15 protein-coding genes, 5 tRNA genes and 1 pseudogene are annotated in these 24,778 nt (G+C 58.9%); 8 read left to right on the forward strand and 13 right to left on the reverse strand.

The window, feature by feature from the left end:
• Positions 1-281: 281 nt before the first annotated feature.
• The 5 genes from OZ911_RS06970 (at position 282) to OZ911_RS06990 (ending at position 844) form a co-directional block, all read left to right on the forward strand.
• Positions 282-357: transfer RNA gene (locus tag OZ911_RS06970), tRNA-Glu, on the forward strand.
• Between the two features lie 2 nt (positions 358-359).
• A tRNA-Gly gene (locus tag OZ911_RS06975) sits at positions 360-435 on the forward strand.
• Between the two features lie 92 nt (positions 436-527).
• A tRNA-Glu gene (locus tag OZ911_RS06980) sits at positions 528-603 on the forward strand.
• Positions 604-606: 3 nt separating this feature from the next.
• Positions 607-682: transfer RNA gene (locus OZ911_RS06985), tRNA-Gly, on the forward strand.
• An 86-nt stretch (positions 683-768) separates the two neighbouring features.
• Positions 769-844, forward strand: a tRNA-Gly gene (locus OZ911_RS06990).
• A gap of 174 nt (positions 845-1,018) precedes the next feature.
• Here OZ911_RS06990 and OZ911_RS29110 read toward each other — a convergent pair.
• Together OZ911_RS29110 and OZ911_RS06995 are read right to left on the reverse strand one after the other, a co-directional pair.
• Positions 1,019-1,180 (reverse strand): annotated as a pseudogene (locus OZ911_RS29110) (ParB family protein); the annotation flags it as partial.
• A gap of 455 nt (positions 1,181-1,635) precedes the next feature.
• Complete coding sequence (locus OZ911_RS06995; protein WP_031312394.1) at positions 1,636-1,899, reverse strand: PAAR domain-containing protein; 264 nt, start codon at positions 1,897-1,899, stop codon at positions 1,636-1,638.
• A gap of 677 nt (positions 1,900-2,576) precedes the next feature.
• Here OZ911_RS06995 and OZ911_RS07000 point away from each other — a divergent pair.
• A complete protein-coding gene (locus OZ911_RS07000; RefSeq protein ID WP_256550936.1) occupies positions 2,577-2,840 on the forward strand; it encodes a hypothetical protein in 264 nt (87 codons plus the stop codon).
• A gap of 50 nt (positions 2,841-2,890) precedes the next feature.
• Here the strand turns inward: OZ911_RS07000 and OZ911_RS28860 are convergent, their stop codons facing one another.
• The 5 genes from OZ911_RS28860 to tssF all read right to left on the reverse strand — a co-directional run bounded on the left by OZ911_RS28860 (position 2,891) and on the right by tssF (position 12,621).
• The gene (locus OZ911_RS28860; protein WP_369014968.1) at positions 2,891-3,124 is read right to left on the reverse strand and encodes an RHS repeat-associated core domain-containing protein; all 234 of its coding nucleotides are present in this window, start codon (positions 3,122-3,124) and stop codon (positions 2,891-2,893) included.
• Positions 3,036-7,046 (reverse strand): DUF6531 domain-containing protein, encoded by a 4,011-nt coding sequence (locus tag OZ911_RS07005; protein WP_311124160.1) that lies wholly within the window; start codon positions 7,044-7,046, stop codon positions 3,036-3,038. Before OZ911_RS07005 ends, OZ911_RS28860 begins: the two co-directional genes overlap by 89 nt.
• On the reverse strand, positions 7,039-9,795 hold the full coding sequence (locus tag OZ911_RS07010; protein ID WP_023048943.1) for a type VI secretion system Vgr family protein: 2,757 nt from the start codon (positions 9,793-9,795) through the stop codon (positions 7,039-7,041). The genes OZ911_RS07005 and OZ911_RS07010 overlap by 8 nt, the downstream gene beginning before the upstream one ends.
• 242 nt (positions 9,796-10,037) lie before the next feature.
• The gene (gene icmH / locus OZ911_RS07015) at positions 10,038-10,841 is read right to left on the reverse strand and encodes a type IVB secretion system protein IcmH/DotU (protein ID WP_023048942.1); all 804 of its coding nucleotides are present in this window, start codon (positions 10,839-10,841) and stop codon (positions 10,038-10,040) included.
• A gap of 16 nt (positions 10,842-10,857) precedes the next feature.
• A complete protein-coding gene (gene tssF / locus OZ911_RS07020; RefSeq protein ID WP_023048941.1) occupies positions 10,858-12,621 on the reverse strand; it encodes a type VI secretion system baseplate subunit TssF in 1,764 nt (587 codons plus the stop codon).
• Between the two features lie 287 nt (positions 12,622-12,908).
• Here tssF and tssM point away from each other — a divergent pair, with 287 nt between their 5' ends.
• Positions 12,909-16,586 carry a type VI secretion system membrane subunit TssM gene (gene tssM / locus OZ911_RS07025; protein ID WP_268968587.1) on the forward strand — a complete coding sequence of 1,226 codons (3,678 nt, stop codon included), beginning with the start codon at positions 12,909-12,911 and terminating at the stop codon, positions 16,584-16,586.
• A gap of 72 nt (positions 16,587-16,658) precedes the next feature.
• Here the strand turns inward: tssM and tssK are convergent, their stop codons facing one another.
• Genes tssK through tssG form a run of 4 tightly spaced genes read right to left on the reverse strand, consistent with a single transcriptional unit; the run spans position 16,659 to position 20,380 of the window.
• Complete coding sequence (gene tssK / locus OZ911_RS07030) at positions 16,659-17,993, reverse strand: type VI secretion system baseplate subunit TssK (RefSeq protein WP_023048938.1); 1,335 nt, start codon at positions 17,991-17,993, stop codon at positions 16,659-16,661.
• A gap of 25 nt (positions 17,994-18,018) precedes the next feature.
• Entirely contained in the window at positions 18,019-18,801 is a 783-nt protein-coding gene (gene tssJ / locus OZ911_RS07035) for a type VI secretion system lipoprotein TssJ (RefSeq protein WP_023048937.1), read from the reverse strand.
• The gene (locus tag OZ911_RS07040; RefSeq protein ID WP_031312390.1) at positions 18,798-19,370 is read right to left on the reverse strand and encodes an FHA domain-containing protein; all 573 of its coding nucleotides are present in this window, start codon (positions 19,368-19,370) and stop codon (positions 18,798-18,800) included. Before OZ911_RS07040 ends, tssJ begins: the two co-directional genes overlap by 4 nt.
• Entirely contained in the window at positions 19,367-20,380 is a 1,014-nt protein-coding gene (tssG, locus tag OZ911_RS07045) for a type VI secretion system baseplate subunit TssG (protein WP_023048935.1), read from the reverse strand. Before tssG ends, OZ911_RS07040 begins: the two co-directional genes overlap by 4 nt.
• A gap of 385 nt (positions 20,381-20,765) precedes the next feature.
• Between tssG and OZ911_RS07050 the strand changes: the two genes are divergently transcribed.
• Positions 20,766-20,927 carry a hypothetical protein gene (locus OZ911_RS07050; RefSeq protein WP_158002896.1) on the forward strand — a complete coding sequence of 54 codons (162 nt, stop codon included), beginning with the start codon at positions 20,766-20,768 and terminating at the stop codon, positions 20,925-20,927.
• 142 nt (positions 20,928-21,069) lie between these two features.
• Here OZ911_RS07050 and OZ911_RS07055 read toward each other — a convergent pair whose 3' ends face one another.
• Positions 21,070-22,140, reverse strand: coding sequence for a fimbrial protein (locus tag OZ911_RS07055; protein WP_060518435.1), 1,071 nt, complete (start codon positions 22,138-22,140; stop codon positions 21,070-21,072).
• 32 nt (positions 22,141-22,172) lie between these two features.
• Entirely contained in the window at positions 22,173-24,683 is a 2,511-nt protein-coding gene (locus OZ911_RS07060; RefSeq protein ID WP_070086962.1) for a fimbria/pilus outer membrane usher protein, read from the reverse strand.
• Positions 24,684-24,778: the final 95 nt, after the last annotated feature.

Consider the following 24,778-nt stretch of genomic DNA (forward strand, 5'->3'; position numbering starts at 1 on the left):
GAGTGTAGTGAGTTTGCCAAGGGGCGAACAGCGGCTGTATGCCAGTGCTGGTCCTTTCGCGGCTAAAGCCGCGAGGAGGCCAGTGCAGGATGACTGCTCTCTATATCGACAACCCGCCCCGCATTTACACCCCAACCCACCCGGAAGTCTTTGATTTAAATAAATTTCTACAAAGGGGTTGACGCCTTCCCGATCCATCCATAGAATGCGCGCCACTTGCAGCGTAAAGCACACAGCGAAACGCGGCAGGGAGTGAAAGCAAGCAGTAATGCTTGTAGCGTGTCCCCTTCGTCTAGTGGCCTAGGACACCGCCCTTTCACGGCGGTAACAGGGGTTCGAGTCCCCTAGGGGACGCCAATGCGGGAATAGCTCAGTTGGTAGAGCACGACCTTGCCAAGGTCGGGGTCGCGAGTTCGAGTCTCGTTTCCCGCTCCAGTTTCTCCGGCACTGCTTAACGGCGGGGCAGGAAAAGAAAATCCAGTCTGAACCGTGAGGTTCATGTGCTGGTGCACTGAAAAGTGTTGTGTGTCCCCTTCGTCTAGTGGCCTAGGACACCGCCCTTTCACGGCGGTAACAGGGGTTCGAGTCCCCTAGGGGACGCCATTTGCGGGAATAGCTCAGTTGGTAGAGCACGACCTTGCCAAGGTCGGGGTCGCGAGTTCGAGTCTCGTTTCCCGCTCCAGTTTAAATACTGTGGCGTCTATGCGGTGCAGTGGTGGTGAAGGTCGTCAAGGCGCTTCACGCCAAAAGCGGTAAAAGTTTTACAATGCGGGAATAGCTCAGTTGGTAGAGCACGACCTTGCCAAGGTCGGGGTCGCGAGTTCGAGTCTCGTTTCCCGCTCCAAATATCGATCTACAGAGTTCCATGGAAGTCTGTAAGTTCTTGAAAATAGACGCTTCGGCGTCTTTTTTCGTTCCAGCGCAATCTGCCAGAATCCACCAGCAGCCACGAAATTTAAGTACATTTTTAAGTACAGCGATTCCGGGTGGTTGGGGTAGCGGATTGATGGCTGATCTGGGCCTTGGGCATCGATATCAGTCCGCCGTGCAGCTCGTTTTCTGCCAGGTGTCCAGTCAGCGCGACGATTTCCCCACGGGCTGGCTAAGGTCGAAACAGACAGGCTACGCGAAAGAAGCGCTCGTCCTTGGTCTCGGTCCACAGCTCGCGCAGGATGGTCAGGCATCGCGCATGCGACTGATATATGACTGCTGCACGGGATAGCCGTCGAGGCTGAGTCGACGCGCCAGTTCCGCTTCCGCGCAGCTCGACAATCCGGTGCAGCTCGCTCTGGAATGCTGGATTGAACATCGCCAAAGGGGAGGGCGACAACCAGTTTGGTCTGCAACAGCGGTTCGCTGGGCAGGCCATAGGCTCTTCAGGGTTACAGTCGAAGCCGGCATCGAAAAGGTTGCGCTGCAGGCCTTTAAGTTGTTTAGCGAGCGGCACTCCGAACGGCTGGAGATTGATGTCGGGTTCTTCCTCGCCAATAGCGCTGCCAGGCGCTTGGGGAGGATGCCATCCGGCAATGCCATACATCCTCGGGCGATCACGCCTTGCTCGTAGGTCAGCAGCGGCGGCAACAGACATACTGCTGGGATGTCTGTTGTTCACCTACTCCATCTGGCCTAGTTCACTCAGCGATGAACGCTGCCGTGTGATGCGCTGGCGATCAAGCTGGCGCCGCACGCGGTCTTCATGCCGTCGAGAGCGACGGGGACTCCGTTCACCCGATAGGTATCACTGCCCTCGATGATGGGGAACTCGCCTTTGCATAGAGGGCAGAAAACCATGTTGCCCTTGCCGGCCATTGGTTTGCCGTTGAGGTTTGTATGGGGTATGGATTCAATTACTTCACCTCCGTGATCGGTTGAGTCGTTAAGTCTTACAATTTGTGGCATCATCAAGTCCTCTTAAAAATTCTGCTGAACTGCGCAGTCTCCATCACCCCTTACCGGTATTAGGTGACCTCACCGGCAACATTGATCCTTTACGGCAGTTGACCCAGGGTATCGTATGCTCATCGACCTCGATCGAGGTTGTATAGCATGTGAGCTTCGTGCCGCTTCAACGTTCGTATCGTTCTTTGGCTTCCTAGCAGTGCGTGCATTTCTAAATCCCGATGTGTGTTTGTCAATTCAATCAAGCTAGCTTTTGTTGCATTTAAAGAGAATCTCATCTTCCGTTATGCGGAGTTCGCTGGTTATGAATGTCATTGCTTCGGGCAGGCTGCTATATGACTTGCGTATATGTACCCTGTAAAGGTCGGTGGCGTCTTCATAGTCCTCAAGATATTCGTCAAGACCAACATGGAAGGCGTTATTGTGGAATATTATGAAAAATTCCTTCTTGTAGATTTTTCCGTTTTCATTATATTCGTGTTCTAGCCATAGTTTTTTATTCTGCTTTAAATGTTTTTTTATCTTTTGAAGATGGTTATAAATTTTCATCGTCTTTTTGGTCTCGTGCCCGGGCAATTAGGATTTCTCTCGATGAAGATGTCTGCTCTAGATCCTTCTGGTGTGACTATATTAATATGAGGCAAAGTTTTATGCGCATGGCCGTCGGGAAGTGATTCATGGCCATAAAGAACTCCAGTTACTGGATTGATTTTGAAATCCATATGATAGCTGGCTCTTCCCGTACCATTTTGGCGGAGGGACTTGAAAGCAGCTTTATCCCTAGCAATCTTGTCTGGAGTTTTATCACCCGCGCCTGCCGATTTCTGAGCGTCAGGAAAGGCTCCGAACAATACGGCGGAAGCCTCTTTGTAAGAGCAAACGGTAACGCTTTTACCACTTCGCAACTCTGCGACTGCTTTGATTATGCTGAGTGGAGATAAGCCTCTAGGGTCATCCCATTGTAAGGGGTTTGGAGCATATTGATATACATTCAGCCCCCGCTGAATCCGATCGGATCTTTTCCAATAAAGCGCCCCAGGCGCGGATCGTAGTAACGATATCTATTGTAGTGTAGCCCAATTTCTGTATCTAAATACTGACCAGGTAGTCGAATAGGGTTGCAAATTTCCGCCCGGTTAGCTTTTCCATTTGTTTCGCAGGTTCCCCCCCCAAGCCTGAAAGATTCCATTCCAGGCGATTTTCCCGCTCTCATCAGTAAACTCATGGGGTGTTCCGAGATAATTGCAGTGCCACCAGCCAATCTTATCAAAACGTCTCATTACCGGTTTGTGTTGCCACACTGGATCCCGGTCAATGTCATATGGGAAATCATAGCTCGGCTGATGCATCATTTCATCAATATGGTTTATCACACCTTGCGCGACCGGAATGAAGGTCCCTGGCTCAAACACGTAATGCGTGGTCCGCCCCTTGCCATCCCGGCCTCGCTGCTCAAACGCCAGCGTATCGCCGTCCCACACAAATAGCGTCAAATCGCAACCCAGCTTTTCATCCAGCGCGCGCCTGGCGTTCTCGTTCCAGACCGGTCCAGCTTGTACCCGGTTTCGGTACTTCGAGCGTGAGTCCTTGTAGACCCGGCGGCCTAATGCGTCATACCCGAACTCGACAACCAGCAGGTCATCTTCGTAGCGCCGCAGCCGGTCGTACAGGTCCCAGGTGAATTTGCCTGTGTTGCCATTCTCAATCCGCTCCAGCAGATTGCCACGCTCGTCGTACCGATACTGCGTACCGCAGTAGCTGCGCAGCACGTTGTCCATCAGTTTGCGCGGCGAGTGAGGATTGGGCCCCGGCGGTGCTTCGGGGTCCAGCAGGTTGCTCGCCGGGTCGAAGGCGAATGTCTCCTTCTCATAGTTGTGGCTGGCTTCGAGCAAGCGGCCGACCGGGTCATAGCGATAGCGCAGATCGCCACGGTTCAGGTCATTGATGTGGTGTAACTGGCCAGCCTCGTCGTAGCGGTAAGTGCGCGCGGCTAGGCGTTTGGACTCGCCCTGTCGCGCCAGCGTCTGTTCCAGCAACTGGCCATTCGGGCTCCAAGTCTGTCGCTGGACCAGGCCGTTGCCTTGCACGCGCCCGATCTCTCGGTGCAAGTCATCACGCTCGTAACTGATCAACTCCTTGGCATCGAGTTTTAGGGCGAGTAGATGTCCGCTGCCATAGGTCAGCCAGCTGACCCTGTGCCCATCGGGGCGAGTGGTGGCGATGCGTTGGTTGAGGGCATCGTATTCATGGGTGAACACTGCAACCTGTGGCTTTGTAAGGTAGTCCAGCCACTGGTGCTCGCGCGTATTGTTGCCCGCCGCATCGTAGAACCATTGCAACCTGCAGGAACCATTGTTGGCCGCCAGTAGGTTGCCGTTGCCGTCATAGGCAAAAGTTTCTATCTCCCACTTTTCACCGCCACGGCGTCCGGCCTTGCGCTGGATGAGGCGACCCATCGGGTCGTATTCAAAGTGCGTGGTCCTGTCGCCATCGACACGGCGGGTCGGCAGGTTGCTGCCGTTGTCGTAGAGGTAGTGTGTAGTCTCCTTGTCGAAGCCGGTTTCCTTGAGCAGTCGACCTACAGGGTCGTACTTGAAGCTGGCTTCGCTGTTGTTCTCGTTGCGCAGGCGCACGAGCTGGCCGAGTTTGTCCCAGTGATAGGTGAGGGTGGTGTCGTTGGCGTTGAGACGCTGATGGATCAGGCCGGCTTCGTTGTAGGTCCAGGATGTACTTCGATGAAGGGCGTCGGTGTGTTTGAGTAAACGGCCCTCGGCATCGCGTTCGAACTTTTCTTTGGTCTTGTCTGGGTGGACCAGCAATGTCAGCTGGCCGGCCTCGTAGTGGTACTCGGTGACCTCGCCGGCGGCATTGACCAGTTTGGCCAGTTGGCCCAGGGCATCGTACTTCCATTGCGTGGTCTTGCCCGAGCAATCGGTGTAGCTGGTCAGCTGCCCATCACGGTTGTAAGCCAGTTTCTTCTCACCGCCGTTGGCATCGGTGATGGCAACGGGGAGGTTGTCACTGTTGTAGGTGTAGAGGGTCTTGTTCTCCAGTGGATCCTGGGTTTCGATGATGTTGCCGCGCTGGTCGTAGTCGTATTTCCACAGTCCACCCTCGGCGTCGCGGCTCTTGAAACGCTGGTCCAGGTCGTCATAGGCGTGGTGGATCGATGAGCCGTCCGGGCGAGTGTGCTGCAGCAGATTGCCGCGCTCGTCGTAGGCATAGACATCGCTGCTGCCATCGGTGTGAATGTGCTGAGTGACGTTCTTGGCCGCATCGCGGAACAGCCATTCCTCATTTCCATCGGGGTGGATAATTCGATACGGATAGCCCAGGATGTCGCAGAAGTGCTGGGTTTCATTGCCGTTGGCATCTGTTATGCGGGTGAGACGGATGTTCGGGTCCCAGCTCAGACGGGTATCCAAACTGCCATCATCGCCCCACTCGCGAACAGCTTTGGCATCAGCGCCTTCGCCAAGCCATTCGAGGTTCATACCCCTCCCGGTACGGTCGGTGTATCGCGTCACCAAGTGGTGTTGGTACTGGTACGTCCATTCGGCACCATGTTCGTCCTTCGCGCTGCACAGATCACCCTGTGCATCGTAGCTGTATGATGCCAATTGGCGCTGTGGCTGGCCCTCAAGCATCAGCCAAAGTGCGGTGACATGCCCGTGATCGTCGATATCCGTATGAATGTGCTGGTGCGGGATGTCGTGTTGATAGGTCACCAAGTCTGAAAGGACAGTGATATCTGCGATGCGATGCTCATAGTGCAGAGCAATGCTTGCGCCACCTTTTTTCTTGATGGAGGTCAGTCGGAACTGATTACCGTCTCGTTGATAGATTTCCTGGCTTTCGTGCCCCCGAAGGATGGCAAGCGTATCGTTGGAAATCCGAGCGATGACTACGTTCTCGATGGGATCGTAGTGACTGCCTTTGATTTTCGGCAGGGAGTACTTCTGACTCCGGCCGTCTGTACCATGGTAGGTGAGCTGATCTTCGTTTAGATCAAAACGAGCGGCGAACGGTGTAATCCAGCGTGCGCCGTAGGGGCTGTCGTCGAAAGCAGACAATGTAGAGCGGTAGGTGCGGTACCATTCGATGGGAAACGCTCCTGGCAACTGGAAGTCAGTGTGGACAATCGTCTCGCTGCCAGTGGCGAAGCTGATGCTGCAGTTGGTTCCCGCTTTTACTCCGCGCTTCTTGCAGTTGGGATCCGCTCTCGTGGGGCGTTGGGCGGGAGCGGCTTCGGTGGAGTTGCGCCCTTGTACTTGGCGGCTTTGGGCAGTGGAGCCGGGAGCAATATTGGCTCGCCGTGATGGCCGTTTGCCTTTGGTTAGTGCCGTGCGCAGCACTTGAAGCATGGCGGCGATGCTACCTGGGTTCGTCTTCTCGCCAATCTCGACGATCTTCCCGCCAGCCATCTCGCCAATGCTTTCGAGGCTTTGAGCAACAGGCTCAAGTAGCTGTTTCAGCTTCGTGCTCTCACCGAGGCCGAGTTCATTTTTACTGAAGCCGTAGCCTGTCTTTCGTTTGAGGAAATCAGAGGCTTCTGCTACCAGGCGTATTCCGGGGAACAGAACCGTTAGGGCTACATCCTTGACTGTTCCGTCCGCCACCGACCTAATCAAGTCGGCCAGGAACTTGCAAACCTCGACAATTTTTGCGGCGAAGCTTGCAAGAATACTCTGCAGCTTAATCTCGACCTCGGCGACGAACGCTTCCAGGTCACCAGGGCAGACGTAGGCGAGTGCGCCTTCAATGGCGCTGAGCAGTGCTTGAGCTATGCCGTCCTTGCTAGCACTTCTTATCGACTTCAATGTCGGGCGCATCACCATTCGGGCAGGGCCAATACCCGGCAGTGGCGCGATAGCAAATAAATTGATGCCCAGGCCCACCCAGTTGAACACATCAGCACGGTAGGTATTGTCGCCCTTGGCGAGCTCTATGATGTCGCCCACTGCATCTGTTGCCGCAAAGATGGATCCGGCTACTGGCAGCATCTCGCCGACGGTTATTACGGTTCTCCAGTTGACGCTGTCTCCAGTGAGATCGGTCAGCCATTTGGCCAGCATCTCTGTGCCGACCTTCACATCTTCTTCGTCAAACGTTTCTTTAGGGGCTACCACCCCGCTGCACCTATCCATGCTGAATGTTCCTTGCGTTGGCGGCGGTCATTGGAATGGAAAGGGCTTTCAACTTGGCCTCACTGACGCCCGACGCCCTGAGGGCAGTCTCCAAGAGGGTTTTGGCGTCTGGGGCTTGCATCTCGCCAGCCTTGATAAGTTGGCTCACAGCCTCCTGCATTGCCGCTGCTGGGCTGGGCTGCGAGCTTTCACCTGTTGGAGAAGGGGACTGCTCCACGAATGGGGGGGCAGACGCCGCTCTGGTAAGGTCTCGACCGAATTGCACTTTCACTGGTCCAGCTGCGAGACCTGATACGACAGCGAAGCCGTTCTCATCCAGCGCACCTTTGATCACGTGGCCAAGTGCATCCTCGACCTCGTACTTGGCGCCTTTGAATGCATGGTTGTTTGCGTAGTGCTGGAACAGCTCCAGATTGCCTTTGCCCGATTTGATGTCTTCAGGAAACGCCGCCGCCTGGCTTTTCGAGCCCTTGTAGATGAAGTCCGTAGCGTGCGCGGTGTACTGGCCGGCCGTGGCGTGCACGATGCCGCCAGCGTTATAGGTGGTGCTGCTGCCACCGGCCTGGATGACCAGCTCTTCCTTGGCACTGAGGGTGATGCGCTCGGCAGTGACGTTGATCTTGAGCTTGGCCAGCAGGTTGATGTTGTCTTTCAAGGCGCGTAGGTCGATGTCACCCGATGCCGCGACCAAGCGCCACCCCATGCTTTGCACGAACTGCCGCACCCCACGACTGGCACTGATCAGCAGGCGTTTGCCGATCGCCAGGCTGGTGTGGCCGCCCGTGCTCAGCCCTAGGTGTTCGCCGCTGGCGATGTGGGTCGATTCTGGGGTGCTGGTGGCGATGCCGGTTGGGCTAGCGAGCACCAGTTGCGGATCGGCCAGTTCGGGGAAGCGGTTGGCCTCGGGGTTGCCGCCGCTACCACGGATGGCGTTGTGCTGAACCTTGAGTGCATTTCCGACCTCATCCTGATCGCCACCCTCCTGGGCCAGATGGTCGCGGGCCTCGCTGGCAAAGGTGGTGTGATATTCCTGTGCGGTCTTCAGGCTCTCGGCGGTTTCTGCGAGGTCCGTATGGTGTTCGCTTGCGCGGGCTCGCAGTTCGGTGGTCAGCAACAAGCCACCACCGGCACGCACCACACCGTGCGTATCGGTGCGCAACTCGAACCCCTGCCCACGGGGCTTTCCGCCGAAGTGGCGCGGGTGGGTGAGGTACCCCAAGTGCAACGCCGAGTGATCGTGATCACTCATCAAGGCCGCGCTGATTTGCCCGGTGGTGTCGTCCAGGCGCAGTTCGTTGTGTCGCTTGCCGTGGTGCTCCTTGCTGCGGATCGGGCTCACGGCCTTGAAGTCGGGCAGGCGGTAGGGCGGGCGGTTGACTACGTGGTAGCTGCGCCCGGTGATCATCGGCTGGTCGGGGTCGCCGTTGAGAAAGCTGACCACCACTTCCTGGCCAATGCGGGGGATGGCCATGTGGCCCCAGGTCGCGCCGGCCCAGGCCTGGGTGACGCGCACCCAGCACGAGCTTTTGTCATCGTCCTGGCCCAGGCGATCCCAGGGGAACTGCACCCGCACGCGGCCGTGCTCGTCGCAGTAGATTTCTTCACCGGGCGGGCCGACCACCTTGGCCATCTGCGGGCCTTCGATCACCGGTTTGGGGCGGGCAGGGGCGTGCCATTCGACCTGAGCCGGGATCAGGGTCGCGGTGAACGCGTAGGTGGTACCGACCTGGGCCTCGGCAGCTTCCTCTTCCAGTGCCGTGAACTGGCGACCTTTGTGCTTGATGTGCATCGGTCGCCAGAGGATGTTCATGTCCTCGCGGGCGTGGCCGGTCAGCTGAAAGGCAATCCCAGGCTGCAGGCGCGCATCGTCCCCTTCGACCTCGGCCACGCGGGCATCGCCGAACAGGGCATCGGCCTTGGTCTGGGTAAACGGTTTGCCGGCGTTGTCGTGCTTGTAGCGGCCGGGGTAGTCGTAACGCTCGTAGTCGTGGCTTTGACTGCCCATGTCCTGAGGGAACATGGCGTGCTCATGGTTGTAGCGCGGGTGGGTAAAGCTGTAGTCGCGCTGGACCTGGGTGCTGGTGCGCACCTGCTCGCGGTAGGTGAAGCGACGCAAGCAGGGCTGCTGCTGCGCGCCGCCGGGGTTGGCGACGTACAGCACCGGGTTGCCTTCCAGGCTACCGAACTGGCTGATCTGGTCGACCTGGACCACGCCATGGCTGCCTTCGCTGTGCTCGAAGATCGAAATCAAACCTTCTTCGGCCGACAGGCGCCAGAAAAAGTCCAGGTCCAGGTCACCGGCCTGGACGCAGAACTCGCGGTTCTGGTGCGGGTGGGTCACGTACTGGGTCAGCGCTCCCCACAACCGTTCGCGGAACAGCTCTTCCAACAGCTGCGGGACGGGCCGGTGCTGGAAGATCCGCCAGTCCGATTGCAGGCCGGCGCGGGCCAGCTGTGGCTCGATGACGGCGCGGTAGCGGGTGCGGCGGTGGCCCGTTGTGCCCTGTTCAAAACTGCTGATCAGGCCGTGCACATGGCGCACCGCCTCGTCCTGCTGCCAGAGGGTCAGCACGGCGGGTTGGTCGAGCAAGGTGGCAAAGTCGGCGTTGTCGGCGAAGCTGACCAGTTCGACTTCCAGGCGGTAGAGTTCGCTGACCCCTTCGGTCAGTTCGAAGGACACCACATCAAACGCAATTGCTTCATCGGCGGGTGTGCTGAAGGTGAAACGCACATCGTTCAAGTTGCTCATGCAGACTCCTGCTGTTCATCCTTTCGGGCAGGTTCATGGAGCCGAACGCGTTATGGAACGCGCGGCGTAAGTGCACTCAAGACCGTAGTGAGGAATCCGTTCCAAGTCGCCGCAGAGGCTTCCTAAAGAGTTGTAGGAAGTTTCTTTAAATACGTTGCTTATCGTTTTTATGGGCAAAGCCGTACTTGCTGCGCTTGTAGGCGCAGTGACTAATGAGTCAAGTCAGTTCGGTGTGATCGAACTTATGGCTGCAGCATGGTTTGCAGTGAATCCAGAACTTGCTGAGTGATGCTGTTGAGTCGGGCGGTGAGGTACACATAGACACCCGTACAGACCACGCCCATGACCACCCACGGTGTCCACCACGGCCATTGGCGAGGCATGCGGTAGTTTCGGGGCGCGACATTTTTCAACGGGTCGGTCAGGGGCTGTAACTCGGGCTCAGGTCCGCGCAACTCAACGATTCGGTCATGGACACGGTTGAGCCAGACTTCCAGCTCGTCGTCGCCATGGATCTGGTTGGCGTACTTGCCCCGGTAGCCGAGGGCCAGGCACCAGAACAGGAACACAAACAGGTCATAGCGTCCCTCGGGGGCCTCAAGCAGGCGTTCGAGCACACTGAAGAATTTCTCGCCGCCCCAGGTTTCCTCATGAATGGCACTGAGCAACGACTGGGCTTTCCACGGGGAGTCGCGTCCCCAGGGGGTAGCCATGACAGCTTCATCGACCACGCAGCACAGGCAGTAGGAAAACACCACACGGTCGCCCTCATCGCAGTGCTCGAGCTGTCGCACCTCTTCGACCATGACGTGGATCTGGTTCTTCACGTAGGCGAACAACTGTTCCACGTGCTCATAGCGTTCGGTGCCCTCCAGACGAACGACGAGGCCGAGCAGGGGCGACGCAATGTCGAGGATTGGGTTGTTAGTATTGGAGCGGGTTTCGAAGCCCAGTTCGTCGACCTGAGGGAAAAGCTCACTGATCGGCGGTGACTCCCGCGTATCTTGCTGATCTTTGTCATAGGTTTTATTGGATGCAATGCTCATAGGGTGGACCTCCTGGTCACATCACCGGCTGCCGCCCCGTCCGGGCGGACCATAGCTGGCGGTTTGCGTTGGCGGTATTGATGATCTGCAGTTGATGAAACGAACGGGTGCTGGCGTACAGCGCCATGAAGTGGGACAGCACGTTGCCGAACAGCTGCATCTCGCCCTCGCACTCGAAGCCTGCAGGGTCGATGTGCAGGGTGGTGCGCATGCCGCGCACGGGCACGCCTTTGATCAGCCAGTCATAGGGCTCGCTGCTCACCTGCTTGATTGCGTTCAGCCGCTGTGTGGTCCTGCGCGCTTGTTGCAAGTCGTGGACACCGACGAAGTCGTAAACGCGCAGCACCGAGGCCAGGGCGGCAGGGGAAGACAGCGAAAGGTTGTTCAGGGCCAGGTTGGAGATCAGCGCCCAATGGCGGTCACCGTGGCCACCGCTCTGCAGGATGGGTGGGTAGCTGCGGGTGGGCCGGGTCAGGTTTCGGTAGGTGACGAACGAGGGCGTGTCCTGGGTCGTCATATCGACATCGCCCACGTTCAACTGTTGTGCCAAGGCGCCGTTACTGCAGGTCAGGTCGATGTTCAGGACCTCTTGCTGCCCTTGATAGGGCGCAAGGTTGTGCTGCACCAGGCTTAGCCGGTGCTGAACTTTGTCGTTGATCGGCTCGTGCTCGATATTCAGTTTGTAAAAGCGCGAGGGTGTCTGCTCGGCCAGCGGGAAGCCGCGGTCCAGCGTTTCGAATGGCTTGAAATCCTGTACATGATCCTTGGATCTCTGGTGCTGGCTGCTGACGCGATCGATGCTGAAGATCTCATCCTCTGCGCGGCCCCGCCGACCTGGGCGCACGGTTTCGCCGATTGTCTGCTCAGTCAAATGAATGGGTTCGGCCGAGCGGGTGAACAGGTTGATGGCAGGGGCGCAGTTGAGCAGGATTGTCGTGGAGTCGATCTGGATATCCGCTGGCAGGGGGGCGTTGAAACGGAATTCCAGCTGGATGTGCTCAGCCGTTTCATCGGGCCAATAGCGCTCCAGCCCATCAATGCGGAACCCGTGAAACCGCTCGGGGAAGCAGAAGAACTCCTGCAGGATACGGTAGCCGTCCAGGTGCTCTCCAGGGCTGGGTAGCAACGCTTCATCTACCTCGAATCCAATGAACCGTACCGAGGCCGGCAGCGCGAAGCGGTGCTGGCCAACGTGCAGATAGAGCGTGTCCAGGTGCAGCGACAGCCATTGATAGAGGGTCAGTGCATTGTGGCTGCCGCCCGCCAAATGAAAGCATAAGTGATCGCAGTTCATGCGCCGCAGTGGCTGCTCGGACAATGCCCCCAGGTCGATGCGAACCACGGGCGCTTCGGCGCTGGGTTGCGTGGTGATCTTGCGGATCTCCAGCGGCGCGATGGCGAGATCTGTGCAGGTGCGAAATTCGCAGCTCACGTCGTCAACGGGGCGCGAGAACACGGGAGTGCCCTTGCGCAGTATCTGGGTTTCGCTGAGCGCGTGATCGACAGGTTTGAACTGCATCAGTGTTGCGCTCGGGAGGGGGCGCAGGAAGTTGGGGTAGAGCAGCTGCAGGAGCGGGTGGGTAAGCTCGGGCAGGTGGTCTTCAATCTTCATCGACAGTCGGGCGGTCAGGAAGGCAAAGCTTTCCATCAGGCGTTCGGCGTCCGGGTCTGAGGCCGTTCGACCAAGGACGCGCGCCAGGCGCGGATCGTCCTCAACCAGATCGTCGCCTAGCGTTTGGAGGTGTTGCTTTTCCTGTGCGAACCAGTCTTTGAACTTCATGTTTATTGTTCGCCTGCTCTAGCTGGCGCGATACGCGACCATAGATAAGTTGTTTAATTTTTGGTGTAGGAAAGTTCCTACGAGTCTGCGATTTGATGTAATTCAGTTGGGGCTTCTATTATTTTTCTATGGTAGATGGGCGGGCTGCGTCTGCAAGGAAAGTGTTAAATAGTATTTCTTGATTATTGTCGTTGAATAGTGTTTTGCAGTGCTGCTACTGTCTTTCGTGGCACGCACCGGGAGGGTGCTTCACATCATCGAATATGCAGTCGGTAAGGTTTGCCACTATGAAAGTGAAACAGGACAACCTGCTGCGGGCTTTATCGCTGTTGCAGCGCCAGACAATGCCCGTAGTTGTCGTCGCCGTAGTGCTCGGTATTGCCGCCGGGATAGTTTGGCTATGGGGATGGGGGCCTGACTGGCGGTGGCGTGACCAGCAGCCTCTGGCTGATCTGCCCGTGCGCGTCGCGGCCACGGTGATGCTCGCGGTGGTGCCGCTGCTGGCCTGGAGTGTGCTGGTATACCGGCGCAACCGCTCGATCTTGCTTGAGCAGCAACGCCAACAGCGCGAAGTGCAAGATCCCTGCCTGGTGTACGAGCAAGCCCAGCAGCGCTCGCTCGATAGCAGCCTGGCTCGCTTGCTCGACAACCAGCGCGGGAGTCGGCAACGTTACGAGGTGCCGTGGTACCTCATTCTTGGTGAGGAGAATGCAGGTAAGTCGAGCTTCGTCAGCCGTTCAGATCAACGCTTTGCACTGACCCGCACCGAGCGCGGTGCAAGCCAACGCGTCAGCATCGACCCCGACTTGGCGTTCGGCATCGACTGGTGGATTGGTGATGACGCGGTGCTGATCGACCCGCCGGGCGAGTTCATCAGCCAGCCGGAACGACCGATGCCGGTTGCCGAGCCCTCAAGGTCGGCGCCAGTCAGTGATGCTAGCAGTGAAGCCGAGACCACAGAGGGTGCTCAAGAACCAGCAGCAAGGGCCGAACCTACCGAGCCTGTTGGCTTGCCCGCCGGCATTGAGCGACGATTATGGCGACACATGATCGGCTGGCTTGCGCAAAATCGTAGTCGGCGACCACTTAATGGCGTGGTCCTGCTGGTGGATATGGTCAAGCTGTTCGGGCAATCAGCCAAACAGCGACGTGACCTGGCATTCGTATTGCGGGCTCGGCTGACGGAACTGGGCGGTGAGTTGGGGACACGCTTGCCGCTGTACGTGGTGATGAGCAAATTCGACTTGCTGGAGGGCTTCGAAGAACTGTTCGCCAAGCTGTCGGCTCGTGACCGGGAACAGGTGCAAGGCTTCACGTTCACCCTGGAATCGGTGAATGACTTCGATGCCTGGCTGGAAGAGCTGGCTGCAGCCTACCTGAGCTATATCGAGCGCCTGGGCAGCCAGCTGATGAGCGCCACGGCCAACGTGCCTCATATTTCACGCAAGAACACCTACTCGCTGCTCAAAGAGCTGAGCGGTGCGCAGAGGATGTTGCTGAGTTTTCTAGGCGATGTACTGGGCAGCGATCGCTACTCCACCCCAGCCTTGGTGCGTGGCCTGTATTTTTCTTCGGTCTACCAGCGCGGGGAGGTACGCAACCTGCTCGCAGATGCATCTGCCCGCGCTTTTGCCTTTACCCCTCCTGCGCTATCGACCAAACCGCAGGGCACTTCGGTGGTGTACTTCGCGCAGCAGCTGTTGCAGCGCGTGGTGTACCCCGAGGCCGGGTTGGCCGGTGATAACCAGAAAGTCGCCCAGCATAAGGCGCGGCTGTTGAAAGGCGGAGCGGTGGCGGCTGGCGTCTGTGGGTTGGTCATGGTCAGTGGTTGGCTGTACTTCTACAGCGTCAATCGCGACAAGGCGCAGCACGTGCTGGAGAAAAGCCACGCATTCACCAACACCAGCACAGACGCCAAGGGCGATTCGACAGGCCGCAGCCTGTTGCTGCCGCTGAATGAAATTCGCGATGCAGTCAGCCTCTATGGCGACTATCGCTCAGGCTGGACCGTGTTCACGGACATGGGGTTGTACCAGGGCAAAGCCATCGGCCCGCAGGTGGATCAGGCTTACCTGAACGCCTTGGCCCGGCGCTTTCTGCCAGCGATTGCGGGTGGGCTGGCCGCGACCATCAAACAGGCCGCCCCCGGTAGCGACGCGCAACTGTCGGCTTTGCGCATTTACCGCATGATCGAGGAGCGCAGCAATCGACGACCCGAGTTGGTCGAGCAGTGGATGGCCCGTGAATGGCAGAGAGCCTACCCGGGGCAAGGCCAGCTGCAGGCCGCGTTGATGCGTCACCTGACGTACGCGCTGACCTACGCCGATGTCGAGCTGCCCGACTATCGGCAGGTCGTCGCCGATGCGCAGCAGCAGTTGCGCAAGTTGCCGCTGGCCCAGCGTGTCTACATCAGCCTGAGGCAGCAGGCTCAGGAACAACTGCATGGCGAACTGGACTTGCGTAACGAGATTGGCCCGGCTTTTGATATTGTCTATGTGCCGCTGGCCGAGCGCGATCACCAGGCGGCGGTCGATGCCAACCTGGCCTTGGCTCCGTTGTTGACCGCGAGCGGCTTCCGCGACTACTTTGACCAGCACAGCCAGAACGTGGCCGACCTGGCCCTGATCGATCAATGGGTACTGGGGGAGCGTCGCAGCCTTGACTACTCCGACGTGGATCGCCAGGCCCTGACCGAGCGCCTGCGTGCTTTGTACAGTGCTGACTACATTGACAGCTGGCGGCGGGTACTGAACCAGTTCTCGGTCAGCGAGTTTACCGACCTTACCCATGCGTTGAGTGTGCTGGAGCAGGTCACAGGCCCTGCTGCCCCGATGCGCCGATTGCTGGAAACCGTGCGCAACAACACCCTGATCTATCCGCAGGTTGCGGATAGCGAGAAACAGTCAGCGGCCGACCAGCAAGGTCGCGTCCAGGCCATGGGCATCTACCGGTCTTTCGCTGGCCTGTCCGGGATGCTCGATGTGCAGGGTGACAAGCCGTCGTTCTATGACGAGACATTGCAAGCTATTAGTGCTGTCTATGACTACGCGAAGGCGGTGCAGGACAATCCAAATCGCGGCAAGGCGGCGTTGGCGGTGGCCTTGAGTCGTTTCTCGGAAAAGGAGCCTGACCCCATCCGTAACCTGCAGCGCATTTCCACCGGGTTGCCCGAGCCTTTAAACCGGCATGTTCGCCAACTGGCGGAGCAGACCTCCCAGGTGTTGATGGTCATGGCGTTGCGGGAGCTGGAACAGCGCTGGGACGCAGAGGTGTACAGCGTCTACCAGGAGCGTCTGGCATCACGCTATCCCATCGAGCCGGCCGGGCCGGATGTCTCGCTCAAGGACTTCGAAGCCTTCTTCGGCCCGCAAGGGCAGCTCAAGCGCTTCCAGGATCAGTACCTCACGGTGTTCCTGAAGGACAACCTCGATGCACTGTACTCCAGTGCCGACGATGGGTATCTGGTTCGTCCGCAGGTCATGAGCCAGCTCAAACAGGCAGAAGCCATCCGTAACGCGTTCTTCGACAACCGCGGCGAGTTGAATGTGAGTTTCGGGCTGGAGCCGGTGGCCATCAGCAACGGGCTGCGCGGCAGCGTCTTTGGCCTGGATGGTCAGCTGCATGCGTTCGCAGATCGGGGCAAGGAGCCAATCGGCATGACGTGGCCAGGCCCTGCTGGGGAGAGCGGGCATAGCCGTGTCACCTTGGTCCAGGCAGCGGGCACGACTGTCAGCCAGGGCTATCACGGTCCCTGGTCGTTCTACCGCTTGCTCAGCCAGGGTGGCTTGAACGCCCGAACACCCACCAGCGTGGACCTGAGCTTCAGAATCGCCGGCGATACAGCGCGCTATAAGTTTCATGCCACGGGCACGAACAATCCCTTCACGCGGCCGCTTTTCTCAGGCTTCGCCCTGCCGCAAAAGCTACTGCGGGAAGACGCTGCCAGTGAAGTGGCTGAGCGGTAGGTGGTCGGCAGGACAAAGAAATCCCAATGCCAGTGATCTGGATCGGGATTTCTACTGGGCTATGACAAAATTTCAGTCCGGCCTGATCGCCCAGAACTGCATTTCCAGGCTCGGGAATTGCCCGGCAATATGAAAACCGAAGCCGCTGGCGTTCTTGAACTGCTGCCAGCTTTCATGCTGCCGGTCGAGCTCGAAGTAGACGAAGCCGGAGTGATGGGGCAGGTAGCGGGGTGTGACCAGTTGCGGGATAAGCGGTACGCCGGGCATCTGTAGTTGGATGAACTGTGGTAGTTGCTCGATGGACGTGACCTTGCCTTGCTGCTGGAACTTCTTGCGCAGTTCCTCGACCGGCAGTTCGGCCCGCACCGCCAGGATGAAGGTCGCAGCCTCCAGCAGTTTGCGCTCGTGCAGGGTTGCGGTCAGGACGCCGTACTGTTGCTCCTGAATCGGCAGCGACACGGCACGTGGTTGCAGGATGGTGCTCAGCGATCGGCGCAGGGTTTGCTCCAGCATATGGAATGAGCCAGCCAGGTCATCGTGTTGGTAGGCAGGGTATTCCAGCGGCAGCCTGCCATCGTCGGTGAAGGTCGCCAGCTCACCACAGGCTTGCTCCAGGGCAATGTGTAATTGCTCGGGGTGCACGTTGCGGCGGCGTGCCAGGTGATGGAAATACGGATGCAGCCGATTCAGCGCCTGCAACAACGCGAAGTCAGTGACATCTGCAATACCGGACTGCCCCGGTGAACAAATCCGCTCTGCGAGGTTGCGCGCACGTTCACGCATCAGCTGTGACGCTTCTTCCAGGAAACCCAACAGAGCGGGCGCGGCCTTGAGTGAGAGGCTGGTGGGGTAGCAGCGCTGATCGAGTAGCACGCTGCCGTCGGGGCGTTTGTCCAGCACCTTGGTCATGGCCAGGCAGCTGTAGGCGCTGTTGTCATCGTCCTGAAGCTTGATCTGCAGGTTCGGAACGGCGACATCGAGTATCGTCGAGTCGCCACTGCCACCGTGGTTATCCATGACTGGCACACCCTTGGCAATGAACCGGCCGTCCACGTCATTGTCGGGCCAGCGTACCTGCGCTGCCCCGGTTGCATGCAAGGGCAGGGCAAGGAACACGACCTTGTTCGCCACTCCAGGCGGGATCTCCAGCGGTGCAGGCGCAGGCATGTCACCAGGAATGTCGAAGACCGTCCCATCGGGCATAACGCCACGGGCACGGGTGATCGCAATCTTTCCAAAGCTCAGGTATTCGGCGTTCAGTTCCAGCTCGCTGAACCCATAGAACGCATCGTTCAAACTGGAGACACGCTGTTGCAGTGCCGATTCGGCGGCGTAGGCCATTTGTTGAAAATGTTGGGGTTTGACGAACAGGCCTTCCTTCCACAGGACGGCGTTGCGGGAGCTCATAAGTTTCAACCTTTAATGGATGGCGTTATGGGGCACGGCGTAATTCGCTGTCGTGCCGAAGCTCAACGCCGTTGTTTTCGAAGTGAACATGTACCGTATGGTTGTAACCGCGCGGCTGGATGCGAATGGTGTCTTTCCAGTTTCCTTGGGGACCATCGGCCAATCGAGCGATGACCGCGATGTAGCGAGTGCGTTCGTTGAGCGCTTCATGTTCGATGAACTTGAAATGGCCTGGCATCAAGCGGTAGTCGTCGACGCTGATCAACGTGGTACCCAGGGCTTTTTCCAGATCTTCATCAACTTGGTCATAAGTGGCATCCAGCAACAGCGAGTCATCCCTGAGTTGCAGGACTTTGAAGGCGATGGAGGATGGGGGTTGCCGCTGTGGCCGTTGGCTAGTCTCCAAGGGCAGGCCGGGCGCAGTTGCCGTGTAGCCACCCAGGGGTGTAGGCGCCGTCGCCTCGTTGATGGCCCGCTCACCCTCGACGGACGCGGGGTAGTTCTGCTGCAACTGTTCGGCCAGTGAACCCAGCTTCTCAGTCAGTCCTTGTGCATCTGTGGCATCCAAGCTTGCCGAGAGCTGCCCTGAAGGGGCTGGCGATGCAGTTTGGGCTTTTGCGACAACCTGTGTTGCCGGCAAGGGCGCTGGCAGGTCTACGGCATATAGGCTCAGGCCCAGATGGCTGATGTCCTGATTGGGGCCGCCGATAGGTAGCGTCGGGTCCGCCAGTACTTGGTAAATCTTGCTGATCGATGTGCATCCACTGAATGCCAGGCAGACGAGCAGCCAACCGATGAACCTGTTCATCGCACCTCCTCGCCGAAGATTTCAGCGATCGCCGGGTCAATCCGGGCGTGTGCGGCCTTGTCGAGATAGGCCAGCGGATCGCGCTCATCTTCTGCCTCAGGCGCCGAGGCGTGATGAACGCTCGCTGTTTGGGTAACCAGAGCGCCGAGAGCCTGAAGTGGGCACATCGCTGGCGGGCTTTCGAATGGCGAAAGCGGGTTATGTGCGCCTGACTGCCCTGGCGCCTGCTCGTCCACGCTGAGCAGGCGTATGGCAATGTAGTAGTCACCGATCTGCAGCCTGTCATTGTGCCTGAGGCGAATGCGCGTGCCTGGTAGCAGCACGGTGTCACTGCCATTCATGAAGCTGTTGCCGCTGTGGTCGATGAGGCAGAAGTGCCCTTCATGCCAAATGATCTCGCAGTGCACTGGCAGGATACGCGCCTCGCGATCATGCAGTTGCCAAGTGCCTTGACTGCCGATGGTGCCGCCAGCACGATCAAACCGATGCAACGGCTCGCTGCCATGTAACAACCTTTGCGGATTGAGGACGGTGAGGGTGATGCTGGGTAACAAAACCTGTGTACTCATGCACGTACCGTGATGCGAATAGGGGGAGGTGTGGGGTCTTTGCGGTCGGCAATGAAGCTGGTCCAGCCCAGGTGGGTGCCATGCTCGGCTCTGAGGCTGAAGGGCGGTGCTTCCTCGGCGCGCATGCGCAATTCAAGATCGTATGCCCCGACATCGCGAAGCAGAAAATCCACCAGCCGGGCCAGGCGATGGTAGTTGTCGCCACTGGGGAGAAATGCGCGGAACTGCTGCTGGTCCAGGCCCGCGATCACAATGGTGAATTTGCTGCTGCGTGACTCGGTGCTGCTGCCTACCAGGAAGTTGTCGTTGAGCGCGCAGTTGCGCATGCCCAGGCCATTACGTTGAGACTGTGGAATCGACACGCTGCGTTTCTCGAACTCGCGGATGCTGACCTGCTGCAGGTCGAAACAGTGCGCGATCATCCCGGCCACCATGCTGGGTGAGCGGCTGCGGCTGGCGATCATGCCGACAAAGCTGAGCAACCGGCTCCAGGGCAGCGGGGTGGCGCCACGCAGCGCTGCATCCTCCAGGCCGATCATGGCGAAGATGTAACGGGAAAAACCGTCTGTCGCACCCGGCTGGAACCGCCGGTAGTAGCGGTACTTGCGCCAGCCCTGATGCAGCAGGGTATGCAGGCGATGGTTGAAGAAGTCGAGGAATGCTGGGCGCAGACCAATGCCCTGTGCGTGCTCGTAAGCAATATCGTCAAGGTAATAGCTAGGCAGGGGGGAATCGGTGCCATGCAGACCAAGGAACGTGGCCTGAATGCGGTAGCGGTCATCGGCTATGCGGTCCGCACGCAGCACATCGGCGACAGGGAACGCGAGACGTGGGGTTACGTTCAAGCGCAATCGCCGGCGCGTTTCACGAGAGGGCGGTCGCTGCTCAAGGTCATCGCCGTGCAGTTGATGCAGCAGTTCCAGCAGCTGGAAGTACGAGTATTGATAGGCCTCATTCAACACAATGTCCGCCGCACGACGAACGTGCTGTTTGTCTGATTCATCGTCCATGTGAAGTTCTCAAATAATAAGGATTCAGAAGTTTTACCCCTTGCATGTTTATTTCTGTAGGAATAGTTACCGCGGTATGCTCACTCGTTAAACAAGATGCTGGGGCAATTATTCCTAACTAGAGAAAAACCATGCATTGAGAAAGTGCTCTCGGTCGAGCACTGAAATGTAAGAAGATGTTTGCTTATTGCCGGTTGGATCTCGATTGCGCGGATGCGAGCGTTTCCCTGTGTCGGATGAGCTCAAACCGTGAGATGTTCAAAGAAGTCTCGAGATTATCCCTATTGCAGCTGAGTGCATGAGTTGCGCGATGATCGGCAGAGGGAGATAGGAGATCACCCAGCGCTGGATTCTTTTGGCAGGGGAGCGGGTAATTGACCTGGGCGTGTCCACCAAGCAGTTGAAGACGTTCCGGGCGCTGCCTTTCAACGTCATTCCCAGCGTGGTGCATGCTGGTAGTGGCTACTCTGAAGAGCAGATCGCGGCTCTGATCATGGGGGATCCCCGTGATGAGATCAGTTATTTCAAGAAGATAGAGCGGGGATGACAGTCTCGTTTCCCGCTCCAAATCGAAAAAAGAAGAAAGGGACGAAAGTCCCTTTCTTCGTTTTGTGCGTCTGTTTTTCATCCCGCAGAGCGGTCTGCTGTTCGTGCAACGGACCGAACTGGCCCGTTGCTCCCTCTCGACCTTACTTGTAATAGATCGTGAAACTGAGTGCGCTCTTGGCGTCCCCGCTCGTGACCACGGGTGCCACCTTTACGTAGCGGGCGCTGAAGTCGATGCGTATGTCGTCGGGGTCGGGGGAAATCTGGGCCATTTCCAGTTCCTGGCCAAGTGCGGCGGGTGTCTCGCCGTCGGCTCGAAGCACTTGTACGCCAATCCCGGACGCGCTGTTAGGGTCGGGTGTCAGGCTGAACAGGCCCTTGTCGGCATCGATCACGGTTGCGCCCTTGGCCACCTCCAACTTGACGTAAACCCCTGCCTTGCCCCCGGTGCACTTGGTCAGGTTGATATGGAATGGCCTCGGGCTGGTGCCCGAACCTTCGTCGTTGAAGGTTTCCAGCTTGTGTTCGCCGAGGTCTACCGAGGTGTCGCTGACCACGTCGGCTCGCAATGAGCATTCGGCCTGGGTCACTGTCCCGTGCAAATTGGCCCTCAGCACCCTGCCCACGTCTGTGTAATTGCCGGTGAAAATCTCCTCTCCGAGAAAGTACTGCGGCCCCGAATCTATGTCGCCTGTCTTGATGACCGTGATGAGGGTGTCCAGGTAGTTTGTGGTAATCGGCAGCCCTGCCGGCTGGTCCTGGTACCCCTTGTAGGGAATGGAAACTGGGGTCAGCGGTATCCAGCGAGTCTGGTTTCCACCAGCGTACTGTTGTCCGAGTCCCACGTGTATGCCGATGCCCGGGATGTTGGTTTCGAGCACCCGATCGGTTTCAATTCCCGGGATAACGGGCAGAGGCCCCGGGAAGAGCTTCATGGAGTTGAGCAGGTTGACTTCGGCATATTCGCCCGCCACCGGCACCGAGCAGAGGAGGATGTCGCCGGTGGCGTTCGGCGTCCTCATCTGGCTGGCGGTGCGGATGACCGTACCGACCGGTGCATCGCGCGGTACAAAGAGGGGCTCCAGATGAATGTCGTACAGCAGTTCGCCGCTCGGAGCGTCTTTCCAGTAGCAGAGGGCAAGCGCGTTGCTGCTGGCGAACAGGCTTGTCAACGCCAGGGGCAGGATCGCGCGGCGGATGAATGAAGCGTTCATGGTGATGGTTTCCAGTGCCGGGTGGGCGAGGGTCAAGTCGTGGGGCAATTCAGCGTCTGTTGGTGGTAGCCCTGGGTTTGCTCCATGCTGGCGGGCTCGATCTGCAGCTGACATTGCTCATCATTGGCTTCGCCCCAGCGCACGTGCAGCGTCTGGGGTTTGTCTTCCACAGCCAGCAAGGCCTGGCCGGCCTGGCCGACCACGCCCAGCGACGTGCCGCTGATATCGTTGACCTGGGTGCCGAAAGGCATTGGTCTGCCGTTGGCCTGGAGCAGGGTGAGGATCAGCCGGCTGACCTTGCGCGCCTGGAATTCGGCCAGCACGATCGCGCCGCGGCGCGGTATCAGGTGCTGGGCGCCGTTGTCGATGTGCACTTGTGGGCCGAGGTCATCGGTGTTCAGTTCGAGCAAGTTGCTGCGGTACGGCCGCAGGTACGGCACCACCATGTGGCCGCTGCTGTCGCTGCGGCTTTCAGGGTTGTTCTTCACGCCAACCCCGGCAACATCGGGCACGTGTACCAAGGCATTGGTTTCGCCAAGATAGCGGCCAAGGGTCAAGCCGCTTTCGTGCAGCAACAGGCTGCCGCTGGCGTTGAGCGACAACGTACGGTAATCGTCACTCTGCGTGTAGCCGGCGCCAAGGCTGGCGTTGGCTCCCCGATAGTTGGCGGAGAAAGCGGATGTCTGGTTGCGCCGTGCGTCGCGGCTGGTCGAGGCAAGGTAGCTGAGACGGCGGTCCATTGCGCTGCTGGAAAAACTGGCCCGCTGGCTGTGTTCGCCGTTATGTGACTGAAGGCTGATGTTGGCGCTGGAGGCGCGACCGAAGCCTAGGGGTAGCGAAACGCTCAAGCCAAACATGCGGTCATTTTGGCTGCGCTCGTTCAGGGACTGTGAGGCGTACAGGTTGTAGGAGACATTGTGCCAGCTGGTGCTGAGCTGCAGTTGGTACTGACGCAACTGCTGGCCGCTTTGCCAGTAGTCGTCCTGGGTCATGGTAAAGCTGAGTGAGCTGCGGCTGCCCAGGCGCTGGTGGGCAGAGGCTTCCAGGCGGCTGCGACGGCTCCCCCGGTACGCGCTATAGGCATTGCGTTCGCGCACGGCCTCGTCGTAGTCGCGGTAGCCTTCGGTAGAGTAGCGGTAGCCGGCGAAGCGCAGGTTGGTGCCGGTGTCGAATGCCTTGCCGTAGCGGGCGGCGAAGCTGTGCCCGTGAACCTGGCCCAAGGTGTTGCCCAGGTCGGTCTCGGCGCGGGTTACATCAAGCGACAGCGCGCCGAGTGTGCCTAGGTCGCGAGCGGCGCCCACGGTGGCTGCGCGGTAGTAGTCGCCACCTTGCACGCCGCCGTACAGGGTGGTGTTCAAGCTGGTGCCGCGGGCCAGTGTCGCCTGCCACAGGAGCGGCGCGTCGAGGTCTTCGGCACCGTTGTAGCGGCCGAAGGTGGCACTGTAGCGCCATACGCCTTCGCGCAGCAGGTTGCTCAGGCTGGAATAGGGCTGGATGAAGCGCCTGACCTGACCGTCGGCTTCAGTCAGGACGATTTCCAGTTCACCACTGCCGCCGCCCACGGCGAGGTCATCAATTTCGTAAGGGCCTGGGGCCACATAGGTGGTGTAGATAGGGTAGCCGTTGTGCAGCACTTCGAGCTTGGCGCGGGTCTGTGCCACGCCACGGATGATCGGTGCGTAGTTTTGCATCACATCGGGCAGCATGCCCAGCTCGGAGGCCAGCTGCAGGCCCTTGAACGGCTGGCTGCGGAACACGTCACTGTTGCTGAAGGTTTCGCCCAGGGTCAAGGTGCCGAAGCTGCCGGGCAGGTCGCGCTGGGCATAGGTGTTGGTGTGGGTCCAGCGCCGGCTGCCGTGTTCGTCCTCCCGCAGCGACTGGCTGCTGCGCAAGCGCCAGGGGCCGAGGTTGAGGCCGCTGCTGAGGTTCAGGTCCTGGCTGCTCTGGCTGCCACCGTGCGCCAGGCTGCGCATTTGTGCCGAGGCCTGGTAGTTGATAAAGGCGGCATTTATGCCGTAGTCCCACTGCTCGGCGCTGGGCATGCGCCCCGCTTGCCGGATCATGAATGCCTGGGGGATGGACAGCTCCAGGCGCAGCCGCCCGCTGTCGAGCTTGGTCGTGGCGCCAGGGGCGAGGGCTTCGAGGTCGATGCAGCTGTCATCGTCGGGCAGCGGCTGTGCCAGGCTTTGTTCACGCAGGCCGGCCTGGCGTAGCAGGGTGGCGTTCAGGCAGGGGCGCAGGGTGCGGTGGCCGTCGATTTTTTGCAGGCGTACATCTTGCTCGGCCAGGAACACCAGGTTTACCCAAACCTCAAGGCGGTAGCGGCCAGGGGCGAGTGGGGTTTCGGCAGCCAGGGCCTGAAGTGCTAGGGCACCGGCGTCGGCGGGCTGGTCGGGGGCTTGGCGCATGAAACTGGCGTCGAATTGTGGGGAGGCGCTCGCCGGGCGTTGCGGGGCAATCAGCAAGCTTCCTGAACCAAGCGCCACGAGCGTCGTAATCCGCAGGCGCGATAACAGTAGCCTGCGCGTGGGGGGCAGGAGCATGATCTTATCCTTGACAAGGGCGTGTCGATGCGGTCCGGTCAGACCACGTGGGCCAGGTAGTGAGGCGCGATTATGTTGCGCACTACTGAGTTACG

The organism is Pseudomonas fortuita, assembly GCF_026898135.2.
In the GTDB taxonomy this organism is placed as follows: domain Bacteria; phylum Pseudomonadota; class Gammaproteobacteria; order Pseudomonadales; family Pseudomonadaceae; genus Aquipseudomonas; species Aquipseudomonas fortuita.